Origin of the sequence: Hydrogenophaga crocea, assembly GCF_011388215.1 — a bacterium.
In the GTDB taxonomy this organism is placed as follows: Bacteria; Pseudomonadota; Gammaproteobacteria; order Burkholderiales; family Burkholderiaceae_C; genus Hydrogenophaga; species Hydrogenophaga crocea.
In genome coordinates this window covers 3604392-3629345 of record NZ_CP049989.1, presented here as the reverse complement: position 1 = coordinate 3629345, position 24954 = coordinate 3604392, and the positions used below count along the sequence as shown (strand labels likewise).

General features: G+C 70.0%; 24 protein-coding genes and 1 riboswitch. Of the genes, 18 read left to right on the top strand and 6 right to left on the bottom strand.

Going from position 1 to position 24954, the window contains the following annotated elements:
* Positions 1 to 24: 24 nt before the first annotated feature.
* Positions 25 to 1452: a chromosomal replication initiator protein DnaA gene (dnaA, locus tag G9Q37_RS17160; protein ID WP_240936422.1), complete on the bottom strand. Its 1428-nt coding sequence runs from the start codon at positions 1450 to 1452 to the stop codon at positions 25 to 27.
* A 227-nt stretch (positions 1453 to 1679) separates the two neighbouring features.
* Here dnaA and rpmH point away from each other — a divergent pair, with 227 nt between their 5' ends.
* The 7 genes from rpmH (at position 1680) to G9Q37_RS17125 (ending at position 6937) form a co-directional block, all read left to right on the top strand.
* Positions 1680 to 1814: a 50S ribosomal protein L34 gene (rpmH, locus tag G9Q37_RS17155; protein ID WP_006299042.1), complete on the top strand. Its 135-nt coding sequence runs from the start codon at positions 1680 to 1682 to the stop codon at positions 1812 to 1814.
* Between the two features lie 25 nt (positions 1815 to 1839).
* A complete protein-coding gene (locus G9Q37_RS17150; RefSeq protein WP_166231431.1) occupies positions 1840 to 2247 on the top strand; it encodes a ribonuclease P protein component in 408 nt (135 codons plus the stop codon).
* On the top strand, positions 2237 to 2527 hold the full coding sequence (yidD, locus tag G9Q37_RS17145) for a membrane protein insertion efficiency factor YidD (RefSeq protein WP_166229082.1): 291 nt from the start codon (positions 2237 to 2239) through the stop codon (positions 2525 to 2527). Before G9Q37_RS17150 ends, yidD begins: the two co-directional genes overlap by 11 nt.
* On the top strand, positions 2524 to 4230 hold the full coding sequence (yidC, locus tag G9Q37_RS17140) for a membrane protein insertase YidC (RefSeq protein ID WP_166229080.1): 1707 nt from the start codon (positions 2524 to 2526) through the stop codon (positions 4228 to 4230). The genes yidD and yidC overlap by 4 nt, the downstream gene beginning before the upstream one ends.
* Before the next feature lie 12 nt (positions 4231 to 4242).
* Complete coding sequence (gene mnmE / locus G9Q37_RS17135) at positions 4243 to 5625, top strand: tRNA uridine-5-carboxymethylaminomethyl(34) synthesis GTPase MnmE (protein WP_166229078.1); 1383 nt, start codon at positions 4243 to 4245, stop codon at positions 5623 to 5625.
* Positions 5626 to 5731: 106 nt separating this feature from the next.
* A complete protein-coding gene (locus G9Q37_RS17130) occupies positions 5732 to 6220 on the top strand; it encodes a Crp/Fnr family transcriptional regulator (RefSeq protein WP_166229076.1) in 489 nt (162 codons plus the stop codon).
* Positions 6221 to 6265: 45 nt separating this feature from the next.
* Positions 6266 to 6937, top strand: a complete 672-nt coding sequence (locus G9Q37_RS17125; protein WP_166229074.1) for a hypothetical protein — start codon at positions 6266 to 6268, stop codon at positions 6935 to 6937.
* Between the two features lie 15 nt (positions 6938 to 6952).
* Here the strand turns inward: G9Q37_RS17125 and G9Q37_RS17120 are convergent, their stop codons facing one another.
* From G9Q37_RS17120 to G9Q37_RS17110, 3 genes are all read right to left on the bottom strand, one after another.
* Entirely contained in the window at positions 6953 to 7498 is a 546-nt protein-coding gene (locus G9Q37_RS17120) for an adenine phosphoribosyltransferase (RefSeq protein WP_166229072.1), read from the bottom strand.
* 36 nt (positions 7499 to 7534) lie between these two features.
* Positions 7535 to 8491 carry an MBL fold metallo-hydrolase gene (locus G9Q37_RS17115; protein WP_166229070.1) on the bottom strand — a complete coding sequence of 319 codons (957 nt, stop codon included), beginning with the start codon at positions 8489 to 8491 and terminating at the stop codon, positions 7535 to 7537.
* Between the two features lie 117 nt (positions 8492 to 8608).
* Complete coding sequence (locus G9Q37_RS17110; protein WP_166229068.1) at positions 8609 to 10594, bottom strand: monovalent cation:proton antiporter family protein; 1986 nt, start codon at positions 10592 to 10594, stop codon at positions 8609 to 8611.
* Positions 10595 to 10663: 69 nt separating this feature from the next.
* Here G9Q37_RS17110 and G9Q37_RS17105 point away from each other — a divergent pair, with 69 nt between their 5' ends.
* The 4 genes from G9Q37_RS17105 to G9Q37_RS17090 are packed head-to-tail and all read left to right on the top strand — an operon-like array spanning position 10664 to position 13706.
* On the top strand, positions 10664 to 11659 hold the full coding sequence (locus tag G9Q37_RS17105; RefSeq protein WP_166229066.1) for a KpsF/GutQ family sugar-phosphate isomerase: 996 nt from the start codon (positions 10664 to 10666) through the stop codon (positions 11657 to 11659).
* Positions 11660 to 11661: 2 nt separating this feature from the next.
* Positions 11662 to 12216, top strand: a complete 555-nt coding sequence (locus G9Q37_RS17100; protein WP_166229064.1) for a KdsC family phosphatase — start codon at positions 11662 to 11664, stop codon at positions 12214 to 12216.
* Between the two features lie 9 nt (positions 12217 to 12225).
* Positions 12226 to 12906, top strand: coding sequence for an LPS export ABC transporter periplasmic protein LptC (gene lptC, locus G9Q37_RS17095; RefSeq protein WP_166229062.1), 681 nt, complete (start codon positions 12226 to 12228; stop codon positions 12904 to 12906).
* Positions 12903 to 13706, top strand: a complete 804-nt coding sequence (locus tag G9Q37_RS17090; RefSeq protein ID WP_166229060.1) for an SDR family oxidoreductase — start codon at positions 12903 to 12905, stop codon at positions 13704 to 13706. The genes lptC and G9Q37_RS17090 overlap by 4 nt, the downstream gene beginning before the upstream one ends.
* Positions 13707 to 13802: 96 nt before the next feature.
* On the opposite strand, the gene G9Q37_RS17085 is transcribed toward G9Q37_RS17090, so the two are convergent.
* Complete coding sequence (locus tag G9Q37_RS17085; protein ID WP_166229058.1) at positions 13803 to 14204, bottom strand: RNA recognition motif domain-containing protein; 402 nt, start codon at positions 14202 to 14204, stop codon at positions 13803 to 13805.
* A 218-nt stretch (positions 14205 to 14422) separates the two neighbouring features.
* A riboswitch (SAM riboswitch) is annotated at positions 14423 to 14499 on the top strand.
* Positions 14500 to 14560: 61 nt separating this feature from the next.
* Here G9Q37_RS17085 and metX point away from each other — a divergent pair.
* Both metX and metW read left to right on the top strand, forming a co-directional pair.
* Entirely contained in the window at positions 14561 to 15727 is a 1167-nt protein-coding gene (gene metX / locus G9Q37_RS17080; protein ID WP_166229056.1) for a homoserine O-succinyltransferase MetX, read from the top strand.
* Positions 15727 to 16308 carry a methionine biosynthesis protein MetW gene (metW, locus tag G9Q37_RS17075; RefSeq protein WP_166229054.1) on the top strand — a complete coding sequence of 194 codons (582 nt, stop codon included), beginning with the start codon at positions 15727 to 15729 and terminating at the stop codon, positions 16306 to 16308. The genes metX and metW overlap by 1 nt, the downstream gene beginning before the upstream one ends.
* A 23-nt stretch (positions 16309 to 16331) precedes the next feature.
* Here the strand turns inward: metW and G9Q37_RS17070 are convergent, their stop codons facing one another.
* A complete protein-coding gene (locus tag G9Q37_RS17070) occupies positions 16332 to 16994 on the bottom strand; it encodes a transglutaminase domain-containing protein (RefSeq protein ID WP_166229052.1) in 663 nt (220 codons plus the stop codon).
* A 183-nt stretch (positions 16995 to 17177) separates the two neighbouring features.
* Here G9Q37_RS17070 and G9Q37_RS17065 point away from each other — a divergent pair, with 183 nt between their 5' ends.
* The 5 genes from G9Q37_RS17065 to G9Q37_RS17045 all read left to right on the top strand — a co-directional run bounded on the left by G9Q37_RS17065 (position 17178) and on the right by G9Q37_RS17045 (position 24946).
* On the top strand, positions 17178 to 17705 hold the full coding sequence (locus G9Q37_RS17065) for a chemotaxis protein CheW (RefSeq protein ID WP_166229050.1): 528 nt from the start codon (positions 17178 to 17180) through the stop codon (positions 17703 to 17705).
* A 37-nt stretch (positions 17706 to 17742) separates the two neighbouring features.
* Positions 17743 to 19893: a methyl-accepting chemotaxis protein gene (locus G9Q37_RS17060; RefSeq protein WP_166229049.1), complete on the top strand. Its 2151-nt coding sequence runs from the start codon at positions 17743 to 17745 to the stop codon at positions 19891 to 19893.
* Positions 19894 to 19941: 48 nt separating this feature from the next.
* On the top strand, positions 19942 to 21723 hold the full coding sequence (locus G9Q37_RS17055; RefSeq protein ID WP_166229048.1) for a methyl-accepting chemotaxis protein: 1782 nt from the start codon (positions 19942 to 19944) through the stop codon (positions 21721 to 21723).
* A gap of 39 nt (positions 21724 to 21762) precedes the next feature.
* Complete coding sequence (locus G9Q37_RS17050; RefSeq protein ID WP_166229046.1) at positions 21763 to 23319, top strand: methyl-accepting chemotaxis protein; 1557 nt, start codon at positions 21763 to 21765, stop codon at positions 23317 to 23319.
* A 127-nt stretch (positions 23320 to 23446) separates the two neighbouring features.
* Positions 23447 to 24946 carry a M20 family metallopeptidase gene (locus G9Q37_RS17045; protein WP_166229044.1) on the top strand — a complete coding sequence of 500 codons (1500 nt, stop codon included), beginning with the start codon at positions 23447 to 23449 and terminating at the stop codon, positions 24944 to 24946.
* The last annotated feature ends 8 nt before the right edge of the window (positions 24947 to 24954 follow it).

The following is a 24954-nucleotide window of genomic DNA, read 5'->3' as shown; positions in this document are numbered from 1 at the left end:
CTTGGTGTTTCGGGGCCGACCGTGTCAGCCCTTGAGGGTTTGTTCCAGCACGTGCAGCTGCTGGTTCAGTTCGGTGTTCTGCTGGCGCTCGCCCGCGATCTTGCGCACCGCGTGCAGCACCGTGGTGTGGTCGCGGCCGCCAAAGAGTTCGCCGATCTCGGGCAGGCTCTTCTGGGTCAGCTCCTTGGCCAGGAACATGGCGATCTGCCGCGGCCGCGCGATGCTGGCGGGGCGCTTCTTGGAATACATGTCGGCGACCTTGATCTTGTAGAAGTCGGCCACCGTCTTCTGGATGTTCTCGACCCCGATCTGGCGGTTCTGGATCGACAGCAGGTCTTTGAGGGCCTCGCGCGCGAGCTGGATCGAGATGTCCTTCTGGTTGAAGCGGCTGTAAGCCAGGATCTTGCGCAGCGCGCCTTCGAGCTCGCGCACGTTCGAGCGCACGTTCTTGGCCACGAAGAACGCCACTTCTTCGGGCATCACCGCGCCCTCGGCGGCGGCCTTGTTGATCAGGATGGCCACGCGCATCTCCAGCTCGGGCGGCTCGATCGCCACCGTGAGGCCGGAGTCGAAGCGCGAGACCAGGCGCTCGTGGATGTCGGCCAGGCCCTTGGGGTAGGTGTCGCTGGTGAGCACGATGTGGCTCTTCTTGGCCAGCAGCGCCTCGAAGGCGTTGAAGAACTCTTCCTGGGTCCGGTCCTTGTTGGCGAAGAACTGCACATCGTCGATCAGCAGCAGATCGAGCGAGTGGTAGCGCGCCTTGAACTCGTCGAAGGTTTTGCGCTGGTAGGACTTGACCACATCCGAGACGAACTGCTCGGCGTGGATGTAGAGAACTTTGGCGGACGGGCGTTCGCTGAGCAGGTGGTTGCCGATCGCGTGCACCAGGTGCGTCTTGCCCAGGCCCACGCCGCCGTAGATGAACAGCGGGTTGTAGAGCTGGCCCAGGCTGCCGGCCACGTGCATGGCGGCGGCACGCCCCATGCGGTTGGCCGAGCCTTCGACCAGGGTGGCGAAGGTGAGCGCGGGGTTCAGACGGGTCTTGGGTGCGCTGCCGGCGGCGGGTTCGGCGGGCGCCACTTCGGGCAGCTCGCCCAGCGCCTGCTCGGCCTCGGCGTCGAAGATCGGGCGGCTCACGGGCGTCGTACGCACGGGCGCTTCACGGGGAGCGAGCGCTAACTCAAGCGTGACGGGATGGCCTTGTTCGGCCTCGAGCAAGGCGCTGATGCGGGCCGCGTACTGGGCCCGGATCCAGTCGAGTTTGAAGCGGTTGCCGACCGCGAGCACCACCTTGGAGCCGTCGGGCGACACCGTGGCGCTCAGGGGGCGGATCCAGGTGTTGATCTGCTGTTCGGGGATTTCCTGCGCCAGGCGGTCGACGCACGCCGCCCACAGGGAGCGGTCGGTGCGGTCGTCGCGCGGCGCGGCGGACATGAGGGTGCCTTCTGACATGAAGCGGGAGGGAGGCGTTTTATCGTTGTGGACAAGGGGCGGCACCCCGGGCGCGCATTGTAGGCATGCAGACGAGTTATCCACAAGCGGAGCGCCCGCCGTTCGTCCCACCGCCGGGTCCGCGCCCGCGCCGCGGCGGCCGCGCAGGCCTTTCGGGGACAAAGCTTGCCGGCACAAGGGGTTTCTGACGATAATCGCGGGTTTCCCCGATTCCGGACAGGTCCAACATGAAACGCACCTACCAGCCCTCCAAGATCCGCCGCGCCCGCACCCACGGTTTCCTCGTGCGCATGAAGACGCGCGGCGGCCGCGCGGTGATCAACGCCCGCCGCGCCAAGGGCCGCAAGCGCCTGGCCGTCTGAGCCCGCTCGCCACAGCCCGCCGGTGATCCAACGCCTGCGGTCCCGGCAGCAGTTTCAGGCCGTGCTGGCCAACGCCCCCGTGGCCAAGACGCCCCACTTCGCCTTGCACCGTCTGGCCCTCGGCAATGCCGAGGGAGGCAGCCCGCTGTTCCCCGAACCCGGCCCCTGGCTGGGCGTGCTCGTGCCCAAACGCTGGGCGCGCCGCGCCGTCACGCGCAACGCCATCCGCCGCCAGATCTACGCCACCGCCCCGGCGGCCAGCGCCCTGCCCGCGGCCGCGCACGTGGTGCGGCTGCGCCTGGGTTTCGACAAGGCCCGTTTCGTGAGCGCCAGCTCTCCCGCGCTCAAGCGCGCGGTGCGCGAAGAGCTGCTGCAGCTCTGGGCCCGTGCATTGCCGCGCCCTGCTCCCGCGGCCCCCGGCCATGTGGCGTGAATGGCCGCAGCGTGCCCTGATCGCCCTGGTGCAGGGTTATCGCCTGCTGCTCAGCCCCTGGCTGGGCAACGGTTGCCGTTTTGAACCCACCTGCTCGGCCTACGCGCTCGACGCCTTGCGGCGCCATGGCGCGGCCACGGGCGGGCGCCTCATGCTGCAGCGCCTGGCGCGCTGCCATCCCTGGTGTGAAGGTGGCCACGATCCCGTGCCCACCGAGCGCCCCGCCGGGCTGTTCACCCGCCTGATTCCCCGCCACCCTGCCAAGAAGAACGCTTCATGAATGACATCCGTCGCTCCATCCTGTGGGTGGTGTTCGGTTTCTCCATGGTCCTGATCTGGGACAAATGGCAGATCCACAACGGCAAACCCGCCACCTTCTTCCCCAGCGCCACGCCGCCGGCCGCCACGGCCCCGGCCGCCGCGAACGGTGCCGGCACCCCGCCAGCCGCCAGCCTGCCGCAGGCCGCGGGCGCGGCCGGCTCGACCGCCGTGCCCGGCGCTGATGCCGTGGCCCCGGGCGCGGCCAATGTCCGCCACGAGGTGCGCACCGACGTGCTGCGTCTGAGCTTCCAGAGCGAAGGCGGTGCCCTGGTGGGCGCGCAGCTGTTGCGCCACGCGCAGGCCACGGGCGGCAAGGACCGCGACGTGCAGACGCCCTTCACGCTGCTCACGCAGGAGGGCAACCGCACTTACGTGGCCCAGAGCGGCCTGGTGGGCGGCAGCTTTCCCACCCACAAGACCCCCATGACCCTGGTGGGCAACCCGGGCCAGCTCGCCGACGGCCAGGACGAGCTCAAGGTGCGCTACGAGTCGGCCGAGGTGGGCGGCGTGCAGCTGGTCACCACCTACACGCTGCGCCGCGGCGCCTATGACATCGCGGTGACGCACGAGGTGATCAACCGCGGCAGCGCGCCGGTCAAGCCGCAGCTCTACCGCCAGCTCGTGCGCGACGGCAACACCACCGAAAGCCAGACGCCGTTCTATTCGACCTTCACGGGCCCCGCGGTCTACACGTCCGAGCAGAAGTACCAGAAGATCGAGTTCAAGAACATCGGCGGCGACAAGGCCAGCTACGTGCGCAACACCAGCGACGGCTACGTGGCCATGGTGCAGCACTACTTCGCGAGCGCCTGGCTGGGCGAAAACGGCGAGGCGCGCGAGAACTTCGTGCGCAAGGTGGCCGACGACCTGTACTCGGTGGGTACGCTCACCACCCTGCCCGAGATCGCGCCGGGCCAGACCCACACCGCGCAGGCGCGCCTGTTCGTGGGCCCGCAGGACGAGAAGATGCTCGAGCGCGTGGCCCCGGGCCTGGAGCTCGTGAAAGACTACGGCTGGCTCACCATCCTGGCCAAACCCCTGTACTGGCTGCTCGAGAAGATCCACGGCTTCGTGGGCAACTGGGGCTGGGCCATCGTGTTGCTGGTGGTGCTGATCAAGGCCGCGTTCTACTGGCTCAACGCCAGCGCGTACCGCAGCATGGCCAAGATGAAGGCGATCAACCCGCGCATCATGGAAATGCGCGAGCGCCTCAAGGACAACCCGCAGCAGATGCAGCAGGAGATGATGAAGATCTACCGGGAAGAGAAGGTCAACCCGCTCGGTGGCTGCTTCCCGATCCTGATCCAGATCCCCGTGTTCATCGCGCTCTACTGGGTGCTGCTGTCCAGCGTGGAAATGCGCAACGCGCCCTGGCTGGGCTGGATCACCGACCTCTCCACGCCCGACCCGTTCTACATCCTGCCGCTGGTGATGGCCGTCACGACCATGATCCAGACCGCGCTGAACCCGCTGCCGCCCGATCCGTTGCAGGCCAAGCTGATGTGGTTCATGCCGCTGATCTTCTCGGTCATGTTCTTCTTCTTCCCGTCGGGCCTGGTGCTCTACTGGATCACGAACAACGTGCTGACCATCCTGCAGCAGGCGCACATCAACCACCGCATGGGTGTGCCGCTCAAGTTCAACCTGCCGAAGTTCAAGTAAGCCGCGCGCCACTTGCTCCCGCAACACGCTGATCCCATCGTCGCGATTGCCACCGCCCCGGGCCGGGGCGCGGTGGGCATCGTGCGGGTCTCGGGCAAGGGCTTGGCGCCTTTCGTGCGCGCGCTGATCGGGCGCGAGCCCCGGCCCCGCGAGGCCACCTACGGCCCCTGGCGCGCGGCCGACGGCCAGGCCATCGACCACGGTCTGTCGCTGTGGTTTCCGGCGCCGCATTCGTACACCGGTGAAGACGTGCTGGAGCTGCAAGGCCACGGCGGTCCGGTGGTGCTGCAGTTGCTGCTGGCACGCTGCCTCGAAGTGGCGCAGACCGCGCTGCCGGGCCTGCGCCTGGCGCGCGCGGGCGAGTTCACCGAGCGCGCCTTCCTCAACGACAAGCTCGACCTCGCGCAGGCCGAGGCCGTGGCCGACCTGATCGACGCCAGCACGGAGGCCGCGGCGCGCAGCGCCGCGCGCTCGCTCGCGGGGGCGTTCTCGCAGCGTGTGCACGCGCTGCGCGACGCGCTCATCCACCTGCGCATGCTGGTCGAGGCCACGCTCGACTTTCCCGAAGAAGAGATCGATTTCCTCCAGAAGGCCGACGCCGAGGGCCAGCTGCAGCGCCTGCGCAGCGCGCTCGCGCAGCTGCAGGCCGAGGCGCGCCAGGGCGCGCTGCTGCGCGACGGGCTGCAGGTGGTTATCGCGGGCCAGCCCAACGCGGGCAAGAGCTCGCTGCTCAATGCGCTCGCAGGCGCCGAGCTCGCCATCGTCACGCCCATCGCGGGCACCACGCGCGACGTGGTGCAGCAGACCATCCAGATCGAAGGCGTGCCGCTGCACGTGACCGACACCGCGGGCCTGCGCGACAGCCCCGAGGTCGACGAGGTCGAGCGCATCGGCATCGAGCGCGCGTGGCAGCGCATCCACGGCGCCGATGCGGTGCTGTTCCTGCACGACCTCACGCGCTGGCGCGAGCCGCGCTACCGCGTGGGCGATGCCAACATCCTGCGCGGTCTGCCCGAGGGCGTGCCGGTGCTGCACGTGTGGAACAAGGTCGATCAGGCCGGCGACGAGCTGCCGCGCGGCGACAGCGACATCGTGCTCTCGGCCAAGCACGGCACCGGCCTCGACGCACTGCGCCAGCGCCTGCTGCAGCTCGCGGGCTGGCAGAGCGGCAGCGAGGGCCTGTTCATGGCGCGCGAGCGCCACCTGCGCGCGCTGGCGCGCGTGGGCGAACACCTCGAGCAGGCCCAGGGCCTGCTCACGCGCGCGGCCGACCAGCTCGACCTGCTCGCCGAGGAACTGCGCCTCGCGCAGCACGCGCTCGGCGAAATCACCGGCGAGTTCACCGCCGACGACCTGCTCGGGGTCATCTTTTCGCGTTTTTGCATCGGCAAATGAGCCCGGTTCCACCGCCCAGGGGCTGTGGCTCGCCGCTGGGAGTGCAACTGTAATCAGCAGTTACGCACGCCTTGCGCCCGGCGGGTGAGTGCGGTTCACTTGCCGCATGAGTGCCGCGGCCACGTCCACCAAGTTCGACATCCAGCACCTGGCGCAGGCGATGCGCCACAGCAGTGCGCTGGACGCCGTGCCCCTGAACCTCAGCGAGGCGCACTGGGTCACGCTGGCCAATTACATGCAGCCCGTGGCCCTGCAGCAGGGCCAGGTGCTGATCGAGCAGGGTGTGAAGGACCGCACCGTGTACTTCGTCGAGAGCGGCACGCTCACGGTGCACTACGAAGACTCCAAGGAACGCGTGCGCATCGCCGTCGTCGGCGCGGGCTCGCTGCTCGGCGAAGGCGCCTTCTTCAGCCACCTGCCGCGCAGCGCCACCGTCAACGCGGGCAGCGACTGCCGCATCTGGTGCATGACCCCGCTGCGCTTTCGCGAGCTCGGTGTGCGCCACCCTCCCATCGCGCTCGAGGTCGCCATCGCCATGTCCGCGGTGCTCGCGCGCCGCATGTACAACAAGCCCAAGCGGGTGGCGGTCACCTGAGCGCCGTGCGCTGAGCACCGCCGCCGTCACGTGCACACACCGACCATGTCCTTCATGAGCTGGCTGCAGGCCAGGAAACCCGGCAACGCCAAGAGCAAGAACGCGTTCGACCGCGCGCGCAACGCGTTTCGCACCACCACCATGCCGCTGATCTCGCCGCGCCGCGGGCGCCGGCTGCTGCGGCGCGAACAGTTGTTCGGTGTGGTGCGCGAATCGCTGATCCGCGGCGGGGTGCTGTCCACCAGCTACAGCTTCAAGGTGCTCAACCTCGACAGCAACGGCGACAGCTTCATCGTGCTGGTCGACCTCGCGCTGCCCGCGCAGTCGCTGCCCGACGAGTTCCTGCTCGAGATCGAGCGCTGGATCCAGCAAAGTGCCAAGGCGCGCCACACCATGGACGTGCGCGCGATCTACTGGCGCCGCAAGCCCTCACCCGAGCAGGTCGGGCAGGCCTTGCGCGCTTCGGTGGCGGCGCAGACGCGGCGCGAGTCGGCGCTGCGGCCCGAGCCCATGGACACCTCGATCCCGCGGCCGCCGGTCTCGCGCAGCGCAGGCCCGGCACAGCGCGTCAGCGAAGACGAGGTGCGCGCCTTCCGCGCGGCCATGACGGCGCCGCCCGAGCCGGCCTACCGCCATCCGCACGAGCCGCAGTTGCCCATGCCCGAGGCCATGAGCGACTTCGCCGCGCTCAGCGAGACGCAGCACGGCAAGCTCTGAGCGGGGGGGGCGGGTTCAGTGGCCCGCGAAGTCCAGCAGCGTGAACAGCTCGAGCCCGCTCTCGCGCAGTTTCGATGAACCGCCGAGTTCAGGCAGGTCGACGATGGCGGCGCCCTCGGTCACGGTGGCGCCGAGCTTTTCGAGCAGGCGCCGGCCGGCCATCATGGTGCCGCCGGTGGCGATCAGGTCGTCGATCAGCACCACGCGGTCGCCCGGTTTCACGGCGTCGGTGTGCAGCTCCACCGTGGCGCTGCCGTATTCGAGCTCGTAGGTTTCTTCGACCGTGGTGAAAGGCAGCTTGCCTTTCTTGCGGATCGGCACGAAGCCAACGCCGAGCTCGTAGGCCAGCACCGAGCCGATGATGAAGCCGCGCGCGTCCAGGCCCGCGATGACGCTGGGCCGCAGCTCGGGCGTCATGTAGCGGTGCACGAAGGTGTCGATCAGCACGCGGAACACCTTGGGGTCCTGCAGCAGCGGCGTGATGTCGCGGAACATCACGCCCGGTGCGGGCCAGTCGGGAACGGTGCGGATGTGCGAGCGGAGGTAAGCGGCGGTGTCCATCCCCGGGATTATGGGGACACCGCCGTCCGCTCAGGCTCAGGCCATGGGCTTGAACTGGTAGCCGCTGCCCGCGGCCTCGAGCGTGCCGATGGCAGGGAACGGGAAATGGAAGCCGCCCATGGCCATCTTGTCCTTCACCAGCTGGTCGAAGATGCGGCGGCGCGTCTGGCGCGCCATCTCGGCGTCCATGTCGAAGGTCACGGCCCAGTCGGGGCTGCGCGCGAACAGCGAGGGCACGTTGGTGACGTCGGCCACGTACATGAACGACTGGCCTTCGGAGCTCACGGTGAACACGCTCATGCCCGGGGTGTGGCCGAAGGCCGCGGCCGAGCGGATGCCGGGCGCGAGCTCGGCGCCGGGCTCGAAGCGCACCACGCGGTCACCGTAGGCGCCGAAGATGCGCTTGGCATTGGCGGCCGCGCCCTGCACGCCCTGCGGCAGGGTGGCGATGCGCGCGTCGTCGCTCCAGAAGGCCATCTCGGGCGCGGGCACGTGGATGCGCGCCTTGGGGAACACCTGCGAGCCGTCCTTGTTGAGCAGGCCGTTGATGTGGTCGCCGTGGAAGTGGCTGATGATGACGTGGTCGATGCTCGCGATGTCGTGGCCCGCGGCCGCAAGGTTGGCCTTGAGGCGACCGGCCGTGGGCGGGCCGTTGTCGGCGAAGCCGGTGTCGATCAGGAACTTGGTGTTGCCAGCCACCACGAGGTAGGGCGTGAACGGAATGTCCACGTAGTCGGTGGGCAGGTTCTGCGAGGCCAGCAGCGACTTCACCTGTTCCAGCGGCGCATTGCGCACGAACTCGTCGCCCAGCGGGCGGCGCAGCACGCCGTCGTTGACCGCGATGACCTCCATCGCGCCCACCTTCATGCGGCGAAAGCCGGGCGCGGGCGGCGTGGGGGTGCCCACGTTGGGCGCGCTCTGCGAGAGCACGGAGGAGAAGGTCAGCACGCTGGCGCCGGCAATGCCGGCGCCGAGGAAATGTCGGCGGTCCATGGGCAGGGTCTCCTGGGTCGGTAGGGGCCCGCAGCATACGAACGAATGCGTTGAAGACGCGACCGAGTGGTCGCAATCCCCCCTGATCGTTCTCGGAAATGCCGGTCGGGCCCGGCCTCAGCCGCCCAGCAGCTTGTCCTCGGCCAGGGCCAGCGCCGGTGCCTGGCCGCTGAGCACCAGGGTGTCGCCGCCGGCGAGCACGGTGGCGTCGTCGGCCGGGGCGGTGTGGCCCGAGGCGCGGCGCAGGCTCACCACGCGCACGCCCATGGCCGGCAGCGCGAGGCTGCCCAGGGGCTTGCCCACCCAGCGGCCCGCGCCGGGCAGGGTCAGGCTGTTCAGGCGCTCGTGCTGCAGGTCGTCGGCGGTTTCGTCGTCGGCGCCGTGGAAGTAGCCGCGCAGCAGTTCGTAGCGCGCGTCGCGCTGCTCCTGCACCACGCGGATCACGCGCCGCATGGGCACGCCCACCAGGGCCAGCGCATGGCTGGCGAGCATCAGGCTGGCCTCGATGGCCTCGGGCACCACCTCGGTGGCGCCGCCCGCGCGCAGGCGCTCGATGTCCACGTCGTCGAGCGTGCGCACCACGACCGGCACCCGGGCCGCGTGCTCGCGCGCGTGGTGCAGCACCTTGAGCGCGCTGGGGGTGTCGAGGTAGGTGACCACCACCGCGCTCGCGCGGTGCAGGCCGGCGGCGATCAGGGCCTGCAGCCGCGCCGCGTCGCCGAACACCACCGAATGGCCGGCCGCCGCGGCCTGGCGCACGCGGTCGGGATCGAGGTCGAGCGCCATGTAGGGAATGTTCTCGGCCTCGAGCAGGCGCGCCAGGTTCTGCCCGCAGCGGCCGTAGCCGCAGATGATCACGTGCTTGTCGGCGTTGATCGCCTTGCGTGCGATCGCGGTCATCTGCACCGACTGCATCAGCCAGTCGCTGCCCACCAGCCGCGTGACGATGCGGTTGCTGTAGAGGATGACGAAGGGTGTGAGCAGCATGGAGATCACCATGCTCGCCAGGATGGGGTTGAACAGCTCGGGCGGCACCAGGCGGTTCTGCGCCGCCAGTGACAGCAGCACCAGCCCGAACTCGCCCGCCTGCGCCAGGTACAGGCCGGTGCGCAGCGCGGTGCCCATGGGCGCGCCGAACAGGCGCGTGAGCGCGGTGATCAGCACCAGCTTGATGCCCAGCGAGACCACCAGCAGGAACAGCACCAGCGCCCAGCGCTCGATCACCGGCTCCCAGTCGAGCAGCATGCCGATTGTGATGAAGAACAGGCCCAGCAGCACGTCGTGGAAGGGCCGGATGTCGGTCTCCACCTGGTGCTTGTATTCGGTCTCGGCGATCAGCATGCCCGCCACGAAGGCCCCCAGCGCGAGCGACAGCCCGGCGTGCTCGGTGAGCCAGGCCAGGCCGAGCGTGATCAGCAGCAGGTTGAGCATGAAGAGCTCGTCGCTCTTGCGCCGCGCCACCAGCGTGAGCCACCAGCGCATGAGCCTGCGCCCGCCCGTGAGCAGCAGGCCCAGCAGCACCGCGGCCTTGAGCAGGGCCAGGCCGAGCGCGGTCATGAGCACCTCGGGCGGCGCCGACAGCGCCGGGATCAGCACCAGCAGCGGCACCACGGCGAGGTCCTGGAACAGCAGCACGCCCATCACGCGCTTGCCGTGTTCGGACTCGAGCTCGAGCCGCTCGGCCATGAGCTTGATCACGATCGCCGTGCTGCTCATGGCCATCACGCCACCGAGCGCCACGCCGGCCTGCCACGACAGGTTCCACCAGCGCGGCAGCAGCCAGCCCAGGGCCAGCGTGGCCCCCAGCGTGAGCAGCATGGTGGCCGCCACCTGCGACAGCCCGAGCCCGAACACGTGGCGCCGCATGGCGCGCAGCTTGGGCAGGCTGAACTCCAGCCCGATCACGAACATCAGGAACACCACGCCAAACTCGGCGAGGTAGCGCAGGCCGCTGGAGTTCTGGGCCAGCGCCAGCGCGTTCGGCCCGATCAGCACGCCCACCGCCAGGTAACCCAGCATCGGCGGCAGCTTGACGCTGCGGCAGGCCACCACCGCCAGCACGGCGGCCAACAGGTACAGCAGTGCCAGGTCGAGCGAGGTCATGCGGCGATGGTAAGGGCGCACGGCCCGTGCGGCCTCGGGGTTTGCAGGCCCGCGGCGATAATCCCGCGCATGTCTGTCACGCCCCCGATCGATGCCGCGCGCGTGCGGCAACTCGCCGTCGACACCCTGCAGATCGAGGCCGAGGCCGTCGCGGCGCTGGCGCAGCGCGTGGACGGCGGCTTCGTCGAGGCCGTGCGCCTGCTGCTGGCCTGCCGCGGCCGCGCGGTGGTGATGGGCATGGGCAAGAGCGGCCACATCGGCCGCAAGCTCGCTGCCACGCTGGCGTCCACCGGCACCCCCGCCATGTTCGTGCACCCGGCCGAAGCCAGCCATGGCGACCTGGGCATGATCACCGCGGCCGACGCCGTGCTCGCCCTCAGCAACTCGGGCGAAAGCCAGGAGCTCACGGCCATCCTGCCCTTCATCAAGCGCCTGGGCGTGCCCCTGATCGCCTTCACGGGCCGGGCCGACTCCACCCTGGGCCGCCACGCCGACGTCGTGCTCGACACCTCGGTGGTGCGCGAAGCCTGCCCGCACAACCTCGCGCCCACCACCAGCACCACGGCGCAGCTCGCCATGGGCGATGCGCTCGCGGTGGCCGTGCTCGACGCGCGCGGCTTCAAGGCCGACGACTTTGCGCGCTCGCACCCGGGCGGCGCACTCGGCCGCAAGCTGCTCACGCACGTGAGCGACGTGATGCGCAGCGGTGCCGACGTGCCGCGCGTGGCGCCCGACACCGGCCTCATGGACCTCATGCGCGAGATCAGCGCCAAGGGCCTGGGCATGGCCGCGGTGGTCGAGGGCGAACGCGCCATCGGCATCTTCACCGACGGCGACCTGCGCCGCCTGATCGAGCGCCACGGCAGCGGCGTTGACCTGCGCACGCTCACCGCGCGCGAGGTGATGCACGCCCGGCCCAGCACCGTGACCGCCGACGCGCTGGCCGTGGAAGCGGCCGAGCTCATGGAGGCCCGCCGCATCACCAGCGTGCTGGTGGTGGACGCCCAGGGGCGGCTGGTGGGGGCGCTCAACAGCAACGACCTCATGCGGGCCAAGGTGATCTGAGCATGAGCGCCGCCCTGCCGCCCGCGCTGCGTTTCGCGCCCGAACTGCTGCTGCGCGCCCAACCGGTGCGCCTGGCCATCTTCGATGTCGACGGCGTGCTCACCGATGGCAGCCTCTTCTTCTCCGACACCGGCGAGACCCTCAAGCGTTTTCACACGCTCGACGGCCACGGCCTCAAGCTGCTGCAGCGCCACGGCATCGTGCCCGCGGTGATCAGCGGCCGCGACAGCCAGCCGCTGCGGCTGCGCCTGGACGCGCTGGGCATCACCCAGCGGCGCCTGGGCACCGAAGACAAGCTGCCCGCGGCCCAGGCCATGCTCGAAGCGCTGGGCCTGGACTGGAGCCAGGTCGCGGCCATGGGCGACGACTGGCCCGACCTGCCGGTGATGCGGCGCGCCGCCATTGCCTGCGCCCCGCCCGCCGCGCACGACGAGGTGCGGGCCATCGCCCATCACGTCACCGCGCGCGCCGGCGGCGAGGGCGCCGCGCGCGAGTTCTGCGATCTGCTGCTGATGGCGTGCGGCGCCTACGCGGCCGAGCTGGGCCGGGTCGGCTGAAGGCGCACGGTGAACGCCGAAGACGACTTCGACCTGATCCCGGGGCTGGACCGCACCCCGGCGCCCCCCGCGCGCCGCCGCCGCGCGCCCTGGTGGGACCGGCTTTCGATCTACCTGCCGCTGATCCTCATGGGCGTGCTCGCGCTGGGCTCGTACTGGCTGCTGCGCGCCACGCCCAAGGCCCCGGAGCCCGAGCCCGCCAAGCCCGCAAGCGGCGAGCCCGACTACTTCATGCGCCGTTTCTCGGTACGCAACTTCGACGCCAACGGCCAGCTCAGGGCCGAGGTGCAGGGCGACGAGGCGCGCCACCACCCCGACGACGACCGCGTCGAGATCGACCGCGCGCGCGTGCGCAACTTCGGCGACAACGGCTCCACCACCGTGGCCACGGCCCAGCGCCTCACCACCAACGCCGACAACACGCGCTTCGTGCTCGAAGGCAATGCCGTGGTGATCCGCGAAGGCGGGCGCGACGCCCAGGGCCAGCCGCTGCCGCGCCTGGAGTTCCGAGGCGAGTACCTGCTGATCGAAACCGAGCCGCAGGAGCGCGTGAGCTCCGACCAGCCGGTCGAGCTGATCCGCGACGGCGACCGCCTCAACGCGCAGAACATGGTCTACAACGGCGAAACCGGCCAGGCCGATTTCAAAGGCCGCGTGCGCGTGCAACTCCTGCCCAGGCCTGCCCCATGAACCCGCCCACCGACACCGCCGCCCCGCTGGCCTTCATCACCGGTGCGTCCAGCGGCATCGGCCAGGCGCTGGCCGCCCGCTTCGCCCGTGCCGGCCACCGCCTCGCGCTGGTGGCGCGCCGCAGCGAAGAGCTGCAGGCCTGGGCGCAGGCCCAGGGCTGGGACGAGGACCGCTGCTGCGTCTACCGCGCCGACGTGGCCGACACCGACAGCATCGTCGCCGCGGGCCGGGCCTGCCTGGCTCGCCAGGGTGTGCCCGATGTCGTGATCGCCAACGCGGGCATCAGCGTCGGCATGGACACGGCCGAGCGCGACGACCTCGACGTGATGGCGCGCACCTTCGCCACCAACAACCTTGGCATGGCCGCCACCTTCCACCCCTTCGTGGCGCCCATGCGCGAGCGGGGTAGCGGGGCCCTCGTGGGCATTGCGAGCGTCGCCGCGATCCGCGGTCTGCCGGGCCATGGCGCGTACTGCGCGAGCAAGGCCGCGGTGGTGAGCTACTGCGAAAGCCTGCGTGGCGAGCTGCGCGCCAGCGGTGTGGCCGTGGTGACGCTGCTGCCCGGTTACGTGGACACGCCGCTCACGCGCGAGAACCGCTACCGCATGCCCTTTCTCATGACGCCTGCGGCCTTTGCGGACCAGGCGTTTTCGGCCATCGAGGCGCGCGCGAGCTACCGCGTCATCCCGTGGCAGATGGGTGTGGTGGCCAAGCTGCTGCGCGCGCTGCCAAACGCCTGGTTCGACCGCGTGCTGGCCGGACGGCCGCGCAAGCACCGCCAGGGCGAAGGCCGCGCCTGACGCGGCCTAGGGGTTTACCCGTGGCGTTGTGAAGCGCCCACGAAAAAGCCCCGGGGCGGACTGCCTCGGGGCTTTCGAACCCGGGGGGTGGGGCGATCAGTAACCGCCGCGGCCACCGCCGCCATCGCGACGGCCGCCGTTGCCGTAGGGGCTGCGGAAGCCGCCGTCCTGGCCGCCGCCGTAGCCGCCACCGCCGCCTTCGCGACGGCCGCCACCGAAGCCGCCGCCACCGCTGCGCGGGGGACGGGCTTCCATCGGACGGGCTTCGTTGACCACCAGGCTGCGGCCGCCGAGCGACTGGCCGTTCATGCCCTGGATGGCGGCCTGCGCCTCGGCATCGCTGCCCATCTCGACGAAGCCGAAGCCTTTGGAGCGGCCGGTCTCGCGCTCCATCATGACTTTGGCGCTGTTCACCGAACCGAAGGCCTCGAAGGCTTGTTGCAGGTCTTCGTCGCGCACTTGATAAGGCAGATTGCCGACGTAAAGCTTGTTGCCCATGAAAAGGGACTCCTCAAAACACTGATAAGAAGCGATGGAGCCCCGTCGTCCGGCACACGAATGCAGCGCGCGAAACCAACCGATCACTTGACATGCCGCCGCTCCCACGGCAGCCGGGGCATTATGCGCCGTTTGTCTAAAAGGGGGTGACAAATTTCCCGGCGGCGCCCCGCGCCGCCGGCCGCGATGCGCCGTTACAACAAGCACCGCCGCTATACTGCCGCCTCAGCGCCGATTTGATTCCGGATTGCGGGCGCTCAACAAATGCCGCTAAAGGGGAGCTCGGAGATGCCCGGTCTGCCTTTTGGCGGCACCGGGTTTTTTGTTTTCTGGGCCTGCCTGGCAGGCAAACGCGCTTGATCGTCACTCCCGTCACCCACCGCTTCGACCAGCCGCTGCGCCTGCGCAGCGGGGCTGTGCTGCCGGCCTACGAACTGGTGGTCGAAACCTACGGCAGCCTCAACGCCGACAAATCCAACGCCGTGCTGGTGTGCCACGCGCTCAACGCCTCGCACCACGTGGCCGGCTTCCACGCCGACGCCAACGGCCAGCCGCTGGCGCGCAGCGAAGGCTGGTGGCACAACATGATCGGCCCGGGCAAGCCGGTGGACACCAACCGCTTCTTCGTGATCGGTGTCAACAACCTGGGTTCGTGCTTCGGCTCGACCGGGCCCACGCACACCAACCCGGCCACGGGCCAGGCCTGGGGCGCCGACTTCCCCGTGGTGACGGTGGAGGACTGGGTCGATGCCCAGGCCCGGCTGCTCGACGCCCTGGGCATCGAGACGCTGGCTGCGGTCATGGGCGGCAGCCTGGGCGGCATGCAGACGCTGTCGTGGACCCTGCAGTACCCCGAGCGCGTGCGCCACGCCGTGGTGGTGGCCAGCGCACCCAACCTCACCGCCGAGAACATCGCCTTCAACGAGGTGGCGCGCCGCGCCATCGTGACCGACCCCGACTTCCACGGCGGCCATTACCTGCGCGAAGGCACGCTGCCGCGGCGCGGCCTGCGCATCGCGCGCATGATCGGCCACATCACCTACCTCAGCGACGACGTGATGAACGAGAAGTTCGGCCGCACCCTGCGCGCGGCCGACGGCGCCGACCCCGCGGCCGTGGCCGAGCTCGCCTACCGCTACTCCACCACCGATGTCGAGTTCCAGATCGAGAGCTATCTGCGCTACCAGGGCGACAAGTTCAGCGAGTACTTCGACGCCAACACCTACCTGCTGATCACGCGCGCGCTCGACTACTTCGACCCCGCGCGCGACTTCGACGGCAACCTCAGCGCGGCGCTCGCGCGCGCGCAGGCGAAGTTCCTGCTCGTGAGCTTCAGCACCGACTGGCGCTTCTCGCCCGCGCGCAGCCGCGAAATCGTGAAGGCGCTGCTGGAGAACCGGCGCGAAGTGAGCTATTGCGAGATCGACGCGCCCCACGGGCACGACGCCTTCCTGCTCGACGACGCGCGCTACCACGCGGCCGTGCGCAGCTACTTCGACCACACCATCGGCAAGGGGCTGTGATGAGCGAACGCGACGTGCTCGAATCCATCGCGCGCCTGGTGCCCCCGGGCTCGCGCGTGCTCGACCTCGGCTGCGGCGACGGCGCGCTGCTGGCCCACCTGCAGGCCACGCGCGGCTGCACCGGCTACGGCGTCGAGATCGACGACGCCGAAGTGCAGGCCTGCCTGCGCCGCGGCGTGAACGTGCTGCAGCTCAACCTCGAAGACGGCCTGACCATGTTCGGCGACAACGCCTTCGACGTGGTGCTGCAGATCGACACCCTGCAGCACCTGCGCAACGCCGAGACCATGCTGCGCGAGACCGCGCGCGTGGGCCGCATCGGCATCGTGGCCTTCCCCAACTTCGCCCACTGGCCCAACCGGCTCGCGGTGCTGCAGGGCCGCATGCCGGTGACGCGGCGCCTGCCCTACCAGTGGTACGACACGCCCAACATCCGCGTCGGCACACACGCCGACTTCGAGGTGCTGGCGCGCCGCAACGGGCTCACCATCGAGGACAGCTTCGGCCTGCAGGCCGGGCGCGAGGTGCGTTTCCTGCCCAACCTGCTGGCCAGCACAGCGGTGTTCCGCTTCTCCAACTGAGCGCCGCGGGCGCGGCGCGCGCCTCAGCCCGCGGTGTTCTCGCGCGCCGCGTCGGCCGCGAAATCGCCGTCGGGCGTGTGGCGGCCGAAGTCGCTGTACACCTCGGCGAAGCTGCGAACGATCGCTTCCAGCGGCAGGTCGTCGAAGCTGCCGCGCTGGTTCACGTACTCCATGTGGCGCTGCCCCGCGCGGTCGTAGGGGTGGTAGAGCGAATCGTGCACGCCGTCGAAGTCCAGCGGCAGCAGGCCGAACTTCTCGCACAGCGAAAGGTTGAAGGCCGGCGTCGCCTTGCGCCAGGCGCCGTCGATCCAGAGCTCGGTGTAGCCGTGCCAGACGAACAGGTCGCTGCCGCCCATGGCCTGGCGCAGCTTTTCGGTGGACATGTGGTTCTTCACGTCGGCGAAGCCCAGCCGTGCGGGAATGCCCGCGGCGCGTGCCACCGCGGCCAGCAGCACCGCCTTGGGCACGCACCAGCCGTGGCCCTGCAGCAGGGCGGTGCTCGCGCGCATGCCCTGGGGTGAGAGGTCGATGCGGTAGGGGTCGTAGCGGATCCGGTCGCGCACGGCCAGGTTCAGGGCCACGGCGCGCTCGCGCACGCTGCCGCCCGGATCGTGGGCACGCGCGAAATCGCGCACCGCGGGGTGGTCGCTGTCGATCGCCGGGGTGGGGTTCAGGTGCTCGGTCATGGGCGCACGGTAGCAGAGCCGCTGCCCCGCGCTGTGCATGCTTTGGTATTCCAGCCGCCCGCGAAGGGCCGCTTGAACAGTGTTCGGACCGCGTCAACGGTCGAAATGCCGGCCTTTTCCGGACTTCAGGCCAGGCGCTGCGCGCCGATAGTGCTGAGACCACCCCCATTTCGAGGACCGACCATGGACATGCGCAACGAAGCCACCCACATCGCCCGCCAGGACGGCGCCCGCGCCGCCAGCGCCCAACAGGGCAGTGCCGAATTCCTGACCTTCCGCCTGGGCGCCGAGGAGTACGGCATCGACATCCTGCGGGTGCAGGAAATCCGTTCGTACGAAGAGCCCACCCGCATCGCCAATGCGCCGAGCTTCATCAAAGGCGTGGTCAACCTGCGCGGCGTCATCGTTCCGGTCGTGGACCTGCGCGTCAAGCTGGGCTGCGAGAAGGTGGAATACAACGGCTTCACGGTCGTGATCGTGCTCAACGTGCGCGGCCGCGTGGTCGGCGCCGTGGTCGACTCGGTGTCCGACGTGCTCGAGCTGTCGGGCGAACACATCAAGCCCGCGCCCGAGATGAACACTTCGGTCGACACCAGCTTCATCACCGGCATCGGCAGCGTGGGTGAACGCATGCTGATCCTCATGGACATCGAAGCGCTGATGTCCAGCGCCGACATGGGCCTGATGGACAGCGCCCAGGTCCTGCAATAAACCCATTCCCGGCGGCCCTGCGGAGGAGGCTTTCCCCATGACCCTTGCCAAGAACACCGTGTCGATCGCACGGCGACTGTCCCTTCAGGCCGTGGCCCTGCTGGCCGTCACGCTGGGCGTGATCAGCGTCGGCATGGCGCTGGTGGCCGAAGGCCGCTCGCGCGAGGCCGCGATGCAGGCCGCCGGCGACAAGGCTGCGGCCGTGGCCAATTCGGTCGACGCCTTCGACGCCACCGCGCGCCTGATGGCCGAGCGTGCCTACCGCCCGTTCCGCCAGAAGTTCGCCGACGTCTTCGAACTCGACTCGGCCAACAACATGCTCAAGCACTGGGGCATGCTGCTCAACGGCGACCACAGCGAGGTCGACAGCTTCAACAAGAGCAATGGCGGCGTGGCCACCATCTTCATGCGCAAGGGCGACGACTTCGAGCGCATCGCCACCTCGCTCAAGAAGGAAGACGGCTCGCGCGCCGTGGGCACCCTGCTCGCGCGCACCAGCCCGGCCTACCCGCTGATGGTCAAAGGCGAGTCGTACACCGGCCGTGCCGTGCTGTTCGGCAAGGCCTACATGACGCACTACGAGCCGGTGAAAGACGCCGCCGGCAAGGTGGTCGGCATCCTCTTCATCGGTTTCGACATCACCGACTTCCAGGCCTCGCTCGACAAGCTGGTGGCCGAGTCGACCTACTTCGAGAGCGGCGGCACGGTCATCATCGACCCGCGCAAGTCCAACGACGAGGCCGTGTTCATTTCGCACCCGCGCGCCGCGGGCAAGAAGGTGCTCGAGGTCTACCCGCAGGCCGGCCCCACGCTGGACGCGCTGCGCGGCGACGACAGCATGTCCGTGCACGACGCCGTGCCCCTGTTCAACGACGGCATGAGCGACCCCTGGCACGTCAAGCGCACCACCCGCGCGGGCGGCTGGTGGGTGCTGGCCGAGGTGTCCGAGGGCGAGGCCATGGCCCGCCACTGGCGCACCATGTACGTGTTCTGGGGCTTGCTGGCCGCGGCCGCGGGCCTGCTGGGCCTGGGTCTGTTCGTGCTGATCCGCCGCAACGTGAGCCTGCCGCTGCGCGAGCTCACCAGCGCGGTCACCAGCGTGTCGCAGGGCGACCTCACGCGCGCCTTCCACAGCGATCGCCGCGACGAGGTGGGCACCCTGGTGCGCGAGGTCGAGGCCATGCGCCAGCGCTTCCTCGACATGATGCGCAACCTGCGCAGCGCCGCCGACAGCATCGGCACCGCGAGCAGCGAGATCGCCAGCGGCAACCAGGACCTGAGCGCGCGCACCGAGCAGACGGCATCGAACCTGCAGGAGACGGCGGCCAGCATGGAGCAGCTCACGAGCACGGTGCGCAACAGCGCCGACGCGGCGCGCCAGGCGAACCAGCTGGCGGCCTCGGCCGCGGAGATCGCCCAGCGCGGCGGCTCGGTGGTCTCGCAGGTGGTCACGACCATGGACGAGATCAACAGCGCGTCCAAGAAGATCAACGACATCATCGGCGTGATCGATGGCATCGCGTTCCAGACCAACATCCTCGCGCTCAACGCGGCGGTGGAAGCGGCGCGCGCCGGTGAACAGGGCCGTGGCTTCGCGGTGGTGGCCGGCGAGGTGCGCAACCTCGCGCAGCGCAGCGCCGAGGCGGCCAAGGAGATCAAGGGCCTGATCGGGGCGAGCGTGGAGAAGGTGGAGACCGGCAGCCAGCTGGTGGCCGACGCGGGCCAGACCATGGGCGAGATCGTGGCCTCGGTGCAGCGGGTGACGGACATCATCGGCGAGATCACGGCCGCGGCCGGCGAACAGAGCGACGGCATCGGCCAGGTCAACGTGGCGGTGAGCCAGCTCGACCAGATGACGCAGCAGAACGCGGCGCTGGTGGAAGAGAGCGCGGCCGCCGCGCAGAGCCTCAAGGACCAGGCGGGCCGGCTCACCGAGGTGGTGCAGCAGTTCCGCATCGGCCACGACGACCACACGCCCTCGGCCATTCACACGCCCGCCGCGACCCCGGTCCGCGCGCCGGTGGCGGCCGCCCCGGTGGCCACGCCCAAGCCCGCGGCCCCGGCGAAAGCCGCTGCCCCCGTGAAGGCCGTGGCCCCGGCGCGCCAGCCGTCCCAGGCCGCCACCCCCCAACCCAAACCTGCCCCCGCGGCGGCCTCCGTGGCCGACGGCGAGTGGGAGAGCTTCTGACGAGCTGATTCCGACCGCCCCCGTGGCGGTCTTCTCCCGGAGAGATCGATGAACGTGTTTCAAAGCCTCAAGATCGGCCAGCGCTTGTACGCCGGCTTCGTGGCTGTGCTGGTGCTGCTGGTCGGCATCACGGCCCTGGCGTGGTACGGCCTGAAGGTTTCCCAGGCCGGCACCGAGCGCATCGCTGAAATGGAAAAGCGCGCCGCCCACACGCAGGAGTGGATGGCGAACACCGAGCTCAACATCAACCGCGTGCTCGCGGTGGCCAAGTCGCGCAACGACCCGGCGGTCGACGCCTACTTCAAGCCGCTGATGGCCGAGACCACCGAGCGCATCAACGCGGTGCAGAAGATGCTCGAAGCCGAGGTGAGCAGCGAGCGCGGCAAGGCCTACCTGGCCGAGATCACGCAGCTGCGCGCCAAGTACATCGACGTGCGCAAGGGCTATTTCGACGCGCTCAAGGCCGGCGACACGGCGAGCGCCGACCGCATTCTGGAAACCGCGCTGCTGCCCGCGGCCAAGGCCTATGGCGGCAAGCAGCGCGAGCTGCTCGATTTCCAGCTCCAGCTGGTGGGCGAGGCCGTGGCCGCCTCCGAATCGACCGTGAACCGCCAGATCGGCCTGCTGCTGGGCATGGCCGCCCTCGCGATCGCGGGCGCCGTGCTGCTGGCCTGGCGCATCACGCGCTCGGTCACGGCACCGCTGACCGAAGCCGTTTCCGTGGCGCGCGACGTGGCGCAAGGCGACCTGACGCGCGAGGTGCGCGTGCAGCGCAGCGACGAGCTGGGCGACCTGCTGCGCGCGCTCGCCGAGATGAAGGGCTCGCTGGTGAACACCGTGGGCCAGGTGCGCCAGGCCACCGACGGCATCAACACCGCCAGCGGCGAGATCGCCAGCGGCAACCAGGACCTGAGCGCGCGCACCGAGCAGACGGCGTCGAACCTGCAGGAGACGGCGGCCAGCATGGAGCAGCTCACGAGCACGGTGCGCAACAGCGCCGACGCGGCGCGCCAGGCGAACCAGCTGGCGGCCTCGGCCGCGGAGATCGCCCAGCGCGGCGGCTCGGTGGTCTCGCAGGTGGTCACGACCATGGACGAGATCAACAGCGCGTCCAAGAAGATCAACGACATCATCGGCGTGATCGATGGCATCGCGTTCCAGACCAACATCCTCGCGCTCAACGCGGCGGTGGAAGCGGCGCGTGCCGGTGAACAGGGCCGTGGCTTCGCGGTGGTGGCCGGCGAGGTGCGCAACCTCGCGCAGCGCAGCGCCGAGGCGGCCAAGGAGATCAAGGGCCTGATCGGGGCGAGCGTGGAGAAGGTGGAGACCGGCAGCCAGCTGGTGGCCGACGCGGGCCAGACCATGGGCGAGATCGTGGCCTCGGTGCAGCGGGTGACGGACATCATCGGCGAGATCACGGCCGCGGCCGGCGAACAGAGCGACGGCATCGGCCAGGTCAACGTGGCGGTGAGCCAGCTCGACCAGATGACGCAGCAGAACGCGGCGCTGGTGGAAGAGAGCGCGGCCGCCGCGCAGAGCCTCAAGGAACAGGCGAACCGCCTGGCCCAGGTGGTGCAGGTCTTCAAGCTCGATGGCCATGCCTTCGCGTCGGCCGCGAGCCCGGCTCCGGTGGTGCGTGCGGCACCCGTGGCGAGCGCGCCGAAGAAGGCGCCCGCAGGCCCGGCCAAGGCGCCGGCGGCCAAGCCGGTGGCTGCGGCGGCGCCGGCAGCGGCACCGCTGCGCAAACCCGCCCTTGCCTCGGCCCCCCGCGCCGAGCCCGTCAGCAGCCCCGCCCGCGCCGCCGATGACGGCGAATGGGAAAGCTTCTGACCGCGCGCGCGTCCTACACAACGATCAGGGGAGATTCGCATGCAGAACTTCATGCGCCAGTTCACCATCCGCTTTCGCATGATCGGCGCCATCGCCGTGGTGCTGGCCCTGCTCGCCTCGGTGGGCGGCGCGGGCCTGTGGGGCATGTCGCGCCTGTCGGCCGTGGCCGACGAGTTCTCGCAACACGCCTTCCGCGAGACCACCACGCTGTCGCACCTCAAGGCCGCCATGGGCGAGATCGTCCGGCACGAGAAGGACATGGTCATCGCCTATGAAAAGCCCGAGCAGGTGGCCGCGGCCAAGGCCAAGTGGCAGGCCGCCTACGACGACGCCGTGGTGCAGGCCCAGGGCATGCTTGCGGGCGAAGAAGACGCCGACAACCCGCTGGTGCGCGAACTGCAGAAGGAACTCGAGGCCTACATGGCCGCGGTGGAGCCGGTGTCGCGCCAGCTTGCCGACGGCGGCTACGAAACCGCCACCATCGCCAACCGCATGCTCGGCCGCGCGCACGAGCGCTACAACACCGCGCTGCTCACGCTCGAACGCCTCGAGAGCGCGCTCGCCGAAGAGGTGAAGGCGCTCGAAGACGAAAGCGCGTCGGCCAACCGCATGACCGCCTGGGTGTTCGGCGTGGCGCTGGTGCTGGCCATGGTGATCGTGGTGCCCACCACGCTGGCCAACATGAGCAGCATCTGCGGCCCGCTCGACCGCGCGCGCCGCCTGGCCGACGCCATTGCCGCAAGCGACCTCACGCAGCGCGTGGACGACCAGGGCCGCGACGAGGTGGCGCAGCTCATGCGCGCGCTCGGCGCCATGCAGGGTTCGCTGAGCCGCATCGTGCACGAGGTGCGCAGCAGCACCGACAGCATCGGCACCGCGAGCAGCGAGATCGCCAGCGGCAACCAGGACCTCTCGGGCCGCACCGAGCAGGCCGCGAGCAGCCTGCAGCAGACGGCGGCCAGCATGGACCAGCTCAGCAGCACCGTGCGCCACAGCGCCGACTCGGCGCGCCAGGCGAGCCAGATGGCCGCGGCCAACGCCGACGTGGCCACGCGCGGCGGCCAGGTGGTGGGCCAGGTGGTGCAGACCATGCAGGACATCCAGCACAGCAGCCAGAAGATCGGCGACATCATCGGCGTGATCGATGGCATCGCGTTCCAGACCAACATCCTCGCGCTCAACGCGGCGGTGGAAGCGGCGCGCGCCGGCGAGCAGGGCCGCGGCTTCGCGGTGGTGGCCGGCGAGGTGCGCAGCCTCGCGCAGCGCAGCGCCGAGGCGGCCAAGGAGATCAAGGGCCTGATCGGCGCGAGCGTGGAGAAGGTGCACGCGGGCACGGAGCTCGTGGCGCAGGCCGGCAGCACCATCACCGAGATCGTGGACAACGCCCAGAAGATCTCGAGCTTCATCGCCGACATCACCACCGCGGCCCAGGAACAGTCGCAGGGCATCGGGCAGGTGAACGCGGCCGTGGGCCAGCTCGACCAGATGACGCAGCAGAACGCGGCGCTGGTGGAGCAGAGCGCGGCCGCGGCCGAGAGCCTGCGCGAGCAGGCGGACCGGCTGGCCGAGGTGGTGCGGGTGTTCCGCGTGGCCTGAGGGCGCGCCACCCTGCGCCGCCACGGCGCGGCCATCACGGCCCTGTCACGGTCTGCCTATACTTCCCCGGTCGGGTACCCGGGGGAGTGCAACCAGCGCTTGCCGGCCTCCCGCTCAGGAGATCGCCATGAACGCTCGCCTCCCCCAGCCCCTTCCCCTCGAGCCCGGCGCGCTGCAGGCGCACGTGGACACCGCCTGGCGCGAGCGCATCGTGCCGGCCCTGGTCGACTACATCGCCGTGCCGGCCAAATCCCCCGCGTTCGATGCCGACTGGGCCGCCCATGGCCTGCTCGAGCGCGTGCTGCAATCGGCCGCCGACTGGGTGGCGGCGCAGAAGGTGCCGGGCCTGTCGCTCGAGGTGATCCGCCTGAACGACGCGCGGGGCAGGCCGCGCACGCCGGTGCTGTTCTTCGAGTTGCCCGCCAGCGCCGGCCGTGACGGCACGCCGGCCCCGGCCTCGGGCCAGACCGTGCTGATGTACGGCCACCTCGACAAACAACCGGAGTTCACCGGCTGGCGCAGCGACCTGGGTCCCTGGACGCCCAAGATCGACGACGGCAAGCTCTACGGCCGCGGCGGCGCCGACGACGGCTACGCGGTGTACGCGAGCATCGCGGCCATCCAGGCGCTGCAGGCCCAGGGCGTGGCGCACCCGCGCATCGTGGGCCTGATCGAGACCTGCGAAGAAAGCGGCTCGGGCGATCTGCTGCCTTACGTGGACGCGCTGCGCCCGCGGCTGGGCGACGTGGGCCTGGTGATCTGCCTCGACAGCGGCGCCGGCAACTACGACCAGCTCTGGCTCACCACCAGCCTGCGCGGCATGGCCAGTGGCGTGCTCAAGGTCGAGATCCTCACCGAGGGCATCCACTCGGGCGACGCCTCGGGCCTGGTGCCCTCGAGCTTTCGCATCATGCGCCAGGTGCTCGACCGGCTCGAAGACAGCGCCACCGGCCGCCTGCTGCCCGCGAGCTTCCACTGCGAGGTGCCGGCCGAGCGCATCGAGCAGGCGCGCGCCACGGCGGCCATCCTGGGTGAAGAGATCTACAAGCGCTTCCCCTGGGCCCATCACGATTGCGGCGGCAGCACGCTGTTCGCGCTGCCCACCACCACCGACCCGGTCGAGGCCCTGCTCAACCGCACCTGGCGCCCCACGCTGAGCGTGACCGGCGCCGAGGGCTTTCCGGCGCTCAAGGACGCGGGCAACGTGCTGCGCCCCTACACCGCCTTCAAGCTCAGCCTGCGGCTGCCGCCGCTGGTGGATGCGGCGGCCGCTGTGCAGCAGCTCAAGGCCCTGCTCGAAGACAACGCGCCCTACCAGGCCAAGGTCACGTTCGCGGGCGAAGGCGCGGCCAGCGGCTGGAACGCGCCCCCCACAACGCCCTGGTTCGAGCAGGCGCTGCAGGACGCCTCGCAGGCGCACTTCGGCGCGGCCTGCGGCACCATCGGCCAGGGCGGCACCATTCCGCTCATGAACATGCTGAGCCAGGGCTTCCCGAGCGCGCAGATGATGGTCTGCGGCGTGCTCGGCCCCAAGAGCAACGCGCACGGCCCCAACGAGTTCCTGCACCTCGACTACGCGCGCCGCCTCACCGCGAGCGTGGCGCAGGTGATCGCGCGCATGCCCTGAACCCGGGC